10 protein-coding genes and 1 pseudogene are annotated in these 9605 nt (G+C 33.1%); 7 read left to right on the top strand and 4 right to left on the bottom strand.

All coding sequences use genetic code 11. The annotated features are described in order from the left end of the window. A partial coding sequence (locus ACJAZK_RS14105; protein WP_415224579.1) for a hypothetical protein occupies window positions 1-1937 on the top strand: 1937 nt, incomplete at its 5' end. Between the two features lie 90 nt (window positions 1938-2027). On the opposite strand, the gene ACJAZK_RS14100 is transcribed toward ACJAZK_RS14105, so the two are convergent. Continuing rightward, window positions 2028-2360 (bottom strand): single-stranded DNA-binding protein, encoded by a 333-nt coding sequence (locus ACJAZK_RS14100; protein ID WP_415224578.1) that lies wholly within the window; start codon window positions 2358-2360, stop codon window positions 2028-2030. Window positions 2361-2631: 271 nt separating this feature from the next. Between ACJAZK_RS14100 and ACJAZK_RS14095 the strand changes: the two genes are divergently transcribed. Genes ACJAZK_RS14095 through ACJAZK_RS14085 form a run of 3 tightly spaced genes read left to right on the top strand, consistent with a single transcriptional unit; the run spans window position 2632 to window position 4384 of the window. Beyond that, window positions 2632-3255, top strand: a complete 624-nt coding sequence (locus ACJAZK_RS14095; RefSeq protein WP_415224577.1) for a fused MFS/spermidine synthase — start codon at window positions 2632-2634, stop codon at window positions 3253-3255. Window positions 3256-3291: 36 nt separating this feature from the next. Further along, a complete protein-coding gene (locus tag ACJAZK_RS14090; protein ID WP_415224576.1) occupies window positions 3292-3642 on the top strand; it encodes a hypothetical protein in 351 nt (116 codons plus the stop codon). A 52-nt stretch (window positions 3643-3694) separates the two neighbouring features. Further along, on the top strand, window positions 3695-4384 hold the full coding sequence (locus tag ACJAZK_RS14085; RefSeq protein ID WP_415224575.1) for a hypothetical protein: 690 nt from the start codon (window positions 3695-3697) through the stop codon (window positions 4382-4384). A gap of 5 nt (window positions 4385-4389) precedes the next feature. Here ACJAZK_RS14085 and ACJAZK_RS14080 read toward each other — a convergent pair whose 3' ends face one another. Beyond that, window positions 4390-4857 carry a CBS domain-containing protein gene (locus ACJAZK_RS14080; protein WP_028870714.1) on the bottom strand — a complete coding sequence of 156 codons (468 nt, stop codon included), beginning with the start codon at window positions 4855-4857 and terminating at the stop codon, window positions 4390-4392. 109 nt (window positions 4858-4966) lie between these two features. Here ACJAZK_RS14080 and ACJAZK_RS14075 point away from each other — a divergent pair, with 109 nt between their 5' ends. After that, window positions 4967-5773 (top strand): NAD-dependent epimerase/dehydratase family protein, encoded by an 807-nt coding sequence (locus ACJAZK_RS14075; RefSeq protein ID WP_415224574.1) that lies wholly within the window; start codon window positions 4967-4969, stop codon window positions 5771-5773. Between the two features lie 70 nt (window positions 5774-5843). Further along, complete coding sequence (locus tag ACJAZK_RS14070; protein WP_415224573.1) at window positions 5844-6542, top strand: hypothetical protein; 699 nt, start codon at window positions 5844-5846, stop codon at window positions 6540-6542. Window positions 6543-6635: 93 nt separating this feature from the next. On the opposite strand, the gene ACJAZK_RS14065 is transcribed toward ACJAZK_RS14070, so the two are convergent. Together ACJAZK_RS14065 and ACJAZK_RS14060 are read right to left on the bottom strand one after the other, a co-directional pair. After that, window positions 6636-8699 (bottom strand): M13 family metallopeptidase, encoded by a 2064-nt coding sequence (locus ACJAZK_RS14065; protein WP_415224572.1) that lies wholly within the window; start codon window positions 8697-8699, stop codon window positions 6636-6638. Window positions 8700-8812: 113 nt separating this feature from the next. Further along, the gene (locus ACJAZK_RS14060) at window positions 8813-9337 is read right to left on the bottom strand and encodes a hypothetical protein (protein WP_415224571.1); all 525 of its coding nucleotides are present in this window, start codon (window positions 9335-9337) and stop codon (window positions 8813-8815) included. A gap of 152 nt (window positions 9338-9489) precedes the next feature. Between ACJAZK_RS14060 and ACJAZK_RS14055 the strand changes: the two are divergent. Continuing rightward, window positions 9490-9605, top strand: a pseudogene (locus ACJAZK_RS14055) (NAD-dependent epimerase); the annotation flags it as partial.

The following is a 9605-nucleotide window of genomic DNA, read 5'->3' as shown; positions in this document are numbered from 1 at the left end:
CAAATCAAATTGATGACGAGAACCTAACAACTATAAGCTCTAAACTAGATGCACAGTTTTTACCAGAAGGTGGTCACCTAGTTGCGGATACGGAGAATACCGTTGGTGTCGTTATTAAAGACACACTTGGCTATGGTGTGCCAAATATTACAGGGAGGATTTTGAATGGCAAGAATGTAGTCGTTTCTACTTTTAAAACCAATCAAGTAGGTCTTGGTAAATTTCTTTTCATTCACGAAAGCAAAACCTCTTATACTGTAGAATTAGATTTTAGAAAGAGCATTCAGCCTTTTGATTTAAATACTATAGAAAAAAGAGGTGTTAACATAACACTTAATCAAATAGATTCTAAGATTGCGTTAACTTTTAGAACCAATATGGAGACCTTATCAACGATTAAGGACAAACCATACACACTGTTTATCCATAATGGAAGTCAATCAAAAACGATCCCCATTACATTTAAAAACAGTACAACACTAGTTAAGGCTATTGAACTTAAAAATCTGTTTACTGGAATAAATATATTAACCCTATTCAATGAAAATAATACACCTATTCTCGAGCGACTTTTCTTTAACCATAATGAGGTTCAGTTATTAGAAACTGTAGATGCATTTGTAGAAAAATATCAAGATTCGTTATCAATTCAAGTTCCTCTAAGTGGCATGAAACCGTTTGACATAGCACGATTAAGTGTTTCTGTACTGCCGTACGAGACGAAATCATATAATACAGATCATAATATACTATCGCATACACTTTTACAACCTTATATTAAAGGTAATATTGAAAATGCTAAATATTATTTTACAGATAACAACAGTAAAAAAGAATATGATCTGGATAATCTCTTATTAACCCAAGGATGGAGTAGTTATGACTGGAATACTATATTCAATAGTCCTCCAAAACAAGAGTATACTTTTGAAACTGGCATCTCCTTTATCGGAAATAGCACCTATAAAGGTGAAGGTAGATTTATTTTAAACGCCTCAAAACACCATGATGCTTTAGCTTTTATTACAGATGAAAATGAAAGTTCATTTAGCCATAGTAACTATTTTATAGAAGATAATAATCCATTAGAATTTTCACAAGTTATCCGTCAAACCAAAATGCAAAAACCAAGCTTACACCTGCAATTCTCTCCGTCAAAAGTTCCTAATGTTGAAAAATTTATTAAAGTATTACCGCTTAAAGAGAATACTGTTTTTAAAGCAAATGGTTCGGATACTGCTTTTGATACTAAATGGAATACAGTTGAACAACTCGATGAAGTTCTCATTGAAGCCAACATAGAGAAAAAACGTATTAATAAATTAACAAGGTATTATTCAACAGGTAACTTAGACATGTTTGATGATGAGCAAAGAATTCATGAAATAGACATGATGACCTATTTAAACAAGCAAGGTTATATAGTATTAATGTTGCCAAATGGAAAAATGGAACTCACTATTCTTCGTTTTGGCAAGCGAGAAATTCCTAAAATTTATTTAAACAATCAGGTATTAATGGATATAGACGTTTTATTAAATTTCAATATGGGTGATATAGACTACGTAGCTTTAGATAAAACGATTAAACGATATGATGCAAGTAATGTTGGAAATGGTGGTACTATTCATATCAATACAAATCCAGGACTAAGGTTTAAAAACGACAAGCGCATAGAGTTCAACCAAAAAGTGAGTCTGCCTTTAACCTTTACGTCTCCAAAAACTTTTTATGCCCCAAAATACGTACATTATGAAAGTGATTTCTTTAGAGAATATGGTGTTATTGATTGGATTCCCAATATCACTTTAAATAAAACTAATGCTATTAACCTAAAAATCCTTGACACAAAAACAAAGCAAATTAAATTGTTTATTGAGGGGGTAACTAATGCAGGCCGTTTTATTTCTGAAGAAAAAATTATTACAATTAATTAAGAGAATTTTCGACAGTTTTAAACTAGTAATCAATACGTAAAAAAGGCTTCCACAATGGAAGCCTCCCTTATTTTGAATATTTTCAATTTCCTATTTACCCAACATCAATAATTCGTTACAAATAATTTCTGTGGTGTAACGCTTTGTGCCTTCTTTATCATCCCAAGAGCGGTTTGTTAATTTGCCTTCTATAGCGACTTCTTTACCTTTGGTGATGTATTCTTCTACAACTTTTACAAGACCGCCTCGCACAACAATATTATGCCAATAGGCACGCTCTACTTTGTTACCCTCTTTGTCTTTGTAGCTGTCATCTGTGGCTAAAGAGAATTTTGCCATTTTGTTTCCATCGGAAAAATTAATGATTTCTGGATCTTGTCCTAATCTTCCAATCAACTGTACTTTGTTTCTTAATGTGTTCATGTGTTCTAAATTTTAATGTTAAACAGTTAATGCTTTGTTCTGAATATATTTCAGAATCTTTTTACGTCGTGATGAATCTCAAGTAGTCATTTCTAATCATCTTAAATTTGACTGCAATCATTCAACAGTGCAAATATGCGATGGGTTGCAAGTGTTAGTCGGTAGTTACCTGTTTAAATTCATTTGTAAATGTTTGTTGTCGTTTGTTGTTGTTTATGTTTTGAATTAGTATTTCGTATCTTTGTCAACAAAGACATGACTTATAAGCTATATGTACCCGATCACAAAAACCATAATATCTACATTTAGTGGTAAACTAGAAATCACAATAAAAAACGGTATAAAACACCTCAATACTAAAAATGCGAACTATAGTTACGGTGCTTTACAACTAATTTTAAAATTTGGTTTAAATAAAATCAATCTTAAAAAGGTGAATTCGGTATTACTTTTAGGGCTTGGAGGCGGAAGTGTCATCCAAACACTTCGAGACGATTTTAACTATCAAAAACATATTACTGCAGTAGATATTGATCCTGTAATAATTGATATTGCAAAGACAGAATTTGATATAAAAGACTCCTCTACCTTAAAAATAATTTGCCAAGATGCACTTCAATATGTACATCAAAACACACAACAATTTGATCTAATTATCATTGATTTATTTATTGATATTGATGTCCCAAAACAATTTTTAGAGCTCCCGTTTTGGGAGACAATTATCAAATCAAAATCTAGCAATGGTGTTATCTTATTTAATGGGTCCTTAGAGAAAGAAAAGAGTCAAAACTTAAAAAAAGTGATCGCATTTTTGAAATCAAAAGTTTATAAAGTAGAAGTCTACGATAAAATAAATAGGGTCAATACGGTTGTTATTACCCAGTCGTTATAAATAATTTATATCTTGTAAGAACAAGCAAATCAAATTATGCAAAAAGAATGTCTAGAATGTGGTGATAAAATAGTTGGCAGAATCGACAAAAAATTCTGCAGTGATGGGTGCCGAAACGCTTTCAATAATAACATTAATAAAGACAATAAAAACCTCATTAGAAACACTAATAACCGACTCCGGAAAAACTATCGCATTCTCGAAGAGCTCAATCCAGACCAAAAGAAAAAAATTTCTAGAGCACGATTAGTAGAAAAAGGATTTGACTTTAATTACTTCACTAGTATCTATAGGACCAAAGCTGGTACAGTGTATTATTTTGTTTATGATCAAGGGTATTTACCTCTAGAAGGTGATTACTATGCTCTAGTCAAGAGAGAAAGATAAAACTGTAACATTTTAATCGCTTATAGGACTTATAGTTTATAATCATAATACTATGACAACTCCTATTATTGTAATTCTAATTGTTTGTGCAGTCGCTATTATTGGATTCTTAATCTATTATTATAATGGGAAACAAGTCATCATTCGAACCTTATCAAAAATCCCTCAAAAACCAACCTCCAGCTTAAAAACAAATGAACTATCAAAAGTAAGTGGTAAAGCCCTTCATATTGAAGCCCCTTTGATAGCGCCTTATTCTGGTAGAACGTGTGTGTTTTATCAAATGAAAATTCAGAAAAAAGTAAGTAACGGTAAAAGTTCACATTGGAAAACCATAGTTTCCGAAGAAAAATTTCAAGCCTTCTTTGTAGATACTCATGGTGACTTTGTAATTATACAACCAAAGGGCTATCCTAGAAATTATATCTGTCATTTGGTTACAGATAAAAGCCAATCTTCGGGCACGTTTAATGATCCTACTCCAAGATTTGTTGCGTTATTAAAACGCTATAATATAGAACCTGAAACGTACTTTGGGTTTAATAAAACCTTGCGCTACGAAGAAGGTATCATAGAAATTGGTGAGCGCATCACAGTTGCAGGAATTGCGAAATGGAAATCACTAAGTGAGCCATTTCCAGAATATCCATATTCTAAAATTGCAACATTAGAAAGTGAGGGCAAACAAAAACTAATTATTACAGATTTACCAGCGGTGCTACCTAATAGAAACCGCAGATAAAACCTCTACCTCCAACTCTGCCCTTTCAAATCTAGAGCAGCTATTAAAATATCTTTCTGACTAATTTGCCCAACCAACTTTCCATTTTCAACGATAGGAAAACGTCTAATTTTAGACTCTAGAAACTTATTGGCTGCGTCAAAAACATTCATATTACCATCAATAGTTTCGACATTTTTTGCCATTCTACTTTCAACAGTATGTTGCTCCATTGGCATATTATGATAGCGACTTTCACTAATATCCTTTAGGCAATCACCTTCAGAAATTATACCAACCAATTCATTATTTGAGTTCACAACAGGTCCTCCAGAAATTTTATTTTTTAAAAGAGATTGAATGACCTCCTCAACCGATTGCTCAGGCCTAAACGTAATTAAATCACGAGACATAAAGTCACAGACCCTAAATGCGTTAACCTCTGTCGTATTTTGCTGTTGCCTTCTGGCACCTTGAAAACTTTTAATACCCATAGCCGATGTTTTTTTGCGTGAACTTAAAGTTACTAAAAATTAGCCAATTATACCAGTACAATAATCCGTTCAATAATTCGTAAATTTGAATTCACTAAAAATAACACTATTGAAACCTAAAATTTCTGTCATTGGTTGTGGTTGGTTGGGATTCCCATTAGCAAAAAAATTAATAAAACGCAACTATGAAGTGCATGGATCTACAACTTCAAAGGCCAAATTATCAGCACTGGAAGCAGTACAAATTATTCCATTTTTAATTCAATTTACTTCGGAAGGTATTGTCGGAAACCTCAAATCTTGTCTTAAGGAGTGTCAAACACTTATTGTGAATATCCCACCCGGTTTGAGAAAAAATCCGGAAAGTGATTACGTTAAAAAAATGGAGTCTTTTGTAAATCATATCGAAAATTCTTCCGTAGAAAACGTAGTGTTTATTGGTTCTACTTCCGTATATGAGGATAAAGAGAACTTTCCCGTAATTACCGAAAATTCTCCGACTTCAAAAGCTAGTGCGCCAAAGCAATTAATTGCGGTTGAGACCCTATTTCAGACCAACAAAAATTTCAAAACCACAATTTTACGTTTTAGCGGTTTATATGGCCCCGAACGCCATCCAGCAACATATCTCTCTGGAAAAAGTAATATTAAAAACCCTGAGGCTCCGGTTAATTTAATACATAGAAATGATTGTATTGCAATTATCATTTCAATTATAGAAAACAATATTTGGAACACGGTTTTCAATGCGTCTAACAGCACTAAACTCAACAAAAAGGAATTCTATACAAAGGCATGTCAATTGGCAGGACTAGTAATCCCTGAATTTGATAACGACTCAATTAGTACAGGTAAAATTATAGATTCTCGAAAATTGATACACAATTTAAACTATAACTTTCAAATAAAACTTTAATAATTAGCAGATTTTTAAGAACAAATACCAGATAATTTTTTAGTTTTGGCGCAATTAATTAATAAAAACAATGAAAAAACTTATTTTCCTTTTAGCAGTTGTAATGACATTTAATGTCACTGCACAAACCAAATCTGAACTTTTAAAACACTTTGAATCTTATTACAAAGAGATGAAAGATCAAGGTGATGTTCAAGGTGTTATTAACGCGATGACACACCTCAACGTGATCCAGCCAAGCCAACAAAGATCAGACACACTCGCGTATGTTTATGTCACAGAGGGCAGAAATCTTGAAGCATTAAATACAATTGGTATAGAAAAAAACGTATCAGACTCAGACATGAATACAGAAGTTAAAGCCATCGCATTAAAAGCGATGAATCAACCTGAACTCGCTGTAGAATTTTATGAGGAGTTGTTTAAGAGGCGAGCAAATTCATATGTCGCCTATGAAATTGCAGACTTAAAAACCCAACTACAAGATTTTGGTAGTGCAAAAGCTAAAGTAGATTATGGTTTGACTAATGTAAAACCAGAAATGAAACGTGCGTATTACGAATCTCAACAACCTTATGAAGTCTCTCTTAAAGGTGCATTAACGTATATGAAAGCTTTAATTGTATTTAATATGAACCAAAAAGATAATTTAGATCAAGCCATTGCTTTGCTGAATGACGCAGTGACTATGGATCCTAATTTTAATGTGGCACAATTAAGTATGGAAGCACTAGAAGCTAGAAAAGTAAAAGAAGCAACGAAGGAGTAAATACCTTTTTAAATTAAATAGGTATTGTTTTTTCTTCGGAATAAAAAAAATGCACCCAATCGGGTGCATTTTAATTTATATCAATGCCATATGTTACCAAATTCTAACACGCTCTTCGGGAGCTAACCACATTTTATCACCTTCTTTAATATCAAATGCTTCATAAAATGCATCTATATTTTTAAGTGGTTGTGTTGCTCTTTGAATTCCTGGAGAGTGAGGATCTGTTTTGATTTGTGTTCTCAATGCGTCTTCTCTAGTTAATGTTCTCCAAACCGTAGCCCAAGACATAAAGAAACGTTGCTCTGGTGTAAAACCGTCAATATTTTCTGGTCTTCCGTTTTCTTTGTAGTAAAGTTGTAATCCGTCGTAAGCTCCTAGTACGCCACCAAGATCTCCAATATTTTCACCTAAAGTAAACTTACCGTTGATTGTAACACTATCCATGACTTCAATCGCACTGTATTGTTCTGCTAAAGCATCTCCACGTTTTGTAAACTCTTCAAGATCTAAATCTGTCCACCAGTTTTTTAAATTTCCATCGCCATCAAAACGAGCTCCAGAATCATCAAAAGCATGAGAAATCTCATGACCAATTACAGCACCTATTCCTCCATAATTCACTGCGTCATCAGCAGTATAATTATAAAACGGTGGTTGTAAAATTGCAGCTGGAAAGACAATCTCATTGTTTAATGGATTAAAATAAGCATTTACCATTTGTGGTGGCATTCCCCATTCTGATTTATCGACAGGTTGTCCAATTTCAGACAAATTTTTCTCGCTTGACCATTTTCCAACAGCCATCATATTCTCGGCATATGTATTACCTTCTTTCACCATCATTTTTGAGTAATCTTCCCACTCATCTGGATAGGCTATTTTTACTGTGAACTTATCTAATTTTTCAACAGCTTTTTTCTTTGTATCCTCAGTCATCCACTCTAAATTCTGGATTCTATTTTGAAACGCAGTAATCACGTTAGCAATCATCTTTTCTGCTTTCGCCTTAGCTTCTGGTGGAAACTTAGCATCTACATATAATTTACCAATAGCTTCTCCAACTGCACCATCTACAGTCCCAAGTGCACGTTCATCTGCTGGAAGCATTTTTATAGAACCGTTTAGGGTTTTACCGTAAAATTCCCAGTTTGCTTTTTCAATTTCTGTAGTTAAAAATCCTGACGCACTGTTAATCGTACTCCAATCAATCAAAGTTTTGACATCGTCAATAGCTGTTGACATTAAAAAGTCATTCATTGCTGCCATATACTTTGGCTGCATAACGTTTAGAGTTTCCATTTCTGCTGTTATCCCCAAATCTTTAATCATTTTACTCCAATTAAGAGCAGGAGCCATTTTTTGTACGTCCTCCAATGACGTTGGATTATTATAATTACGTGCGTCTCTCATAGCGACCTTATCTAGTCTAGGCTCAGCTAACTGTGTCTCCATTGCTAAAATCTTTTTAGCCGCGTCATCTGCATCCTCTTTACTATAATTGATAAATTGTAACATTCTAGAAACATGAGCCTTGTACTGCTCTCTTATTTCTTTTGACTTTGTATCTTGATCTAAATAATAATCCCGCTGTAATCCTAATCCGGAAGGATAAACCCACGCCACATTCATGCTGCTGTTATTTAAATCGGCATTAGCGCCAATTCCAACAAAAGGAGCTGAAACACCAATTGTAGTTGCATAAACAGTTTGCATATCATTAAGGTCTGAAATACCATCAATCTTATCTAATAAAGGTTGTAATGGAGTGATACCCGCTTTGTTTCTAGCAACTGTATCTAGCTCAGTTTCAAATATGAGAAGTGCCTTTTTTTGATCTGTACCTTCTTCATACTTTCCAAGCTCTTTTGAAGTATTCATAATCCCTAGAACATCTTGCCTAGTGTCTTTACGTAATACTCCAAATCCTCCCCATCTTGTCTCATCGTCAGGAATGGTTGTTGTTTTTGCCCAATTCCCATTAACGTAATTATAGAAATCATCTTTTGGACTCACCGTTGTGTCCATGTTATCGAGGTTAATTCCAGGAATTTTCTCAACCATCGCAGTATCCGCTTTAGGGTCTTCCTTACATCCTAAAAATGCAAAAAGGCCTAATGCAGAAACCACCAAAATACTTTTAATATTGGTTTTCATAATATGCTTAGTAATTTAAGTTCGAATAAAATTAATTAATAATTAGAAGCATTAACGACTAATTTGTTACATATTAACAAAACATTAAGAATCTAATACGTTAAAATAGCTGTCTATTCAGGTTTAATAACATCGTTCTTCTCAAATTCAAACTTTTTATTTATTTGTAGATTAAGGTTCGAAATTGTAGTCAAAAACTCCTTTATAACATTTATTTTTTCTTCTTTATTAATATTTGCAAGTCTTAGAAGACTATTTAATTTTTGTGTTTTTGTGTCTAACGCCGTAATTCTAGCATAAATCTCATTGGTTTGAAGCGTCTTAGGTATTTCTGTTCTTAGTTCTTGCATTAATGTTTTAATAATTAAAGGGTCACCAGAAAAATAAGCTAAATCTCCTTTTTTCAATACTTCTATTTGAGTATTTAATTCTTGGAATTTTTGCCAATCATTTGCTGCCTTTTGAGAATCTGGGCTTAACCCAAAATCGTCATAGCGTATAGATTCAATATCTTTTTGAGAAATAGTTCTTGCCTCTAGTTGCTCTTGTGTTTCAATTATAACTTCGGAAACTTTATCACTTTTACAACTTGTAACTGAAAAACAAAAACTTAGAAAAGCTAGTAATACTATGCGCATAATTAGTAAAATTCAATTTGAAGTAAAGGTAAGCAAAGCCAATATATGTTAAATGCAATTAACAAAAAATAAAGAGGCCATAATTTTATGTATATAAGTTTTTTACTGCTTTTATTCTCTTTATTTTTGACGGTAAGAATAAATGATATAATATGCCTAGAATTTTAGTTATTGGTGCTGGAGGTCAAATAGGATCTGAGCTCACGTATAAGTTAAGAGAACTGTATGGTCCAGAAAATGTTGTAGCCAGCGATATTGGATATCATAA

The organism is Psychroserpens sp., from assembly GCF_047633235.1.
Lineage (GTDB): Bacteria > Bacteroidota > Bacteroidia > Flavobacteriales > Flavobacteriaceae > Psychroserpens.
This window is presented reverse-complemented; position numbering and strand designations above follow the sequence as displayed.

Excerpts from the sequence above, each read along its gene's own strand:
- ACJAZK_RS14100 (WP_415224578.1), bottom strand. The coding sequence starts at position 2,360 with ATGAACACATTAAGAAACAAAGTACAGTTGATTGGAAGATTAGGACAA.
- ACJAZK_RS14095 (WP_415224577.1), top strand. The coding sequence starts at position 2,632 with ATGTACCCGATCACAAAAACCATAATATCTACATTTAGTGGTAAACTA.
- ACJAZK_RS14090 (WP_415224576.1), top strand. The coding sequence starts at position 3,292 with ATGCAAAAAGAATGTCTAGAATGTGGTGATAAAATAGTTGGCAGAATC.
- ACJAZK_RS14085 (WP_415224575.1), top strand. The coding sequence starts at position 3,695 with ATGACAACTCCTATTATTGTAATTCTAATTGTTTGTGCAGTCGCTATT.
- ACJAZK_RS14080 (WP_028870714.1), bottom strand. The coding sequence starts at position 4,857 with ATGGGTATTAAAAGTTTTCAAGGTGCCAGAAGGCAACAGCAAAATACG.
- ACJAZK_RS14070 (WP_415224573.1), top strand. The coding sequence starts at position 5,844 with ATGAAAAAACTTATTTTCCTTTTAGCAGTTGTAATGACATTTAATGTC.
- ACJAZK_RS14065 (WP_415224572.1), bottom strand. The coding sequence starts at position 8,699 with ATGAAAACCAATATTAAAAGTATTTTGGTGGTTTCTGCATTAGGCCTT.
- ACJAZK_RS14060 (WP_415224571.1), bottom strand. The coding sequence starts at position 9,337 with ATGCGCATAGTATTACTAGCTTTTCTAAGTTTTTGTTTTTCAGTTACA.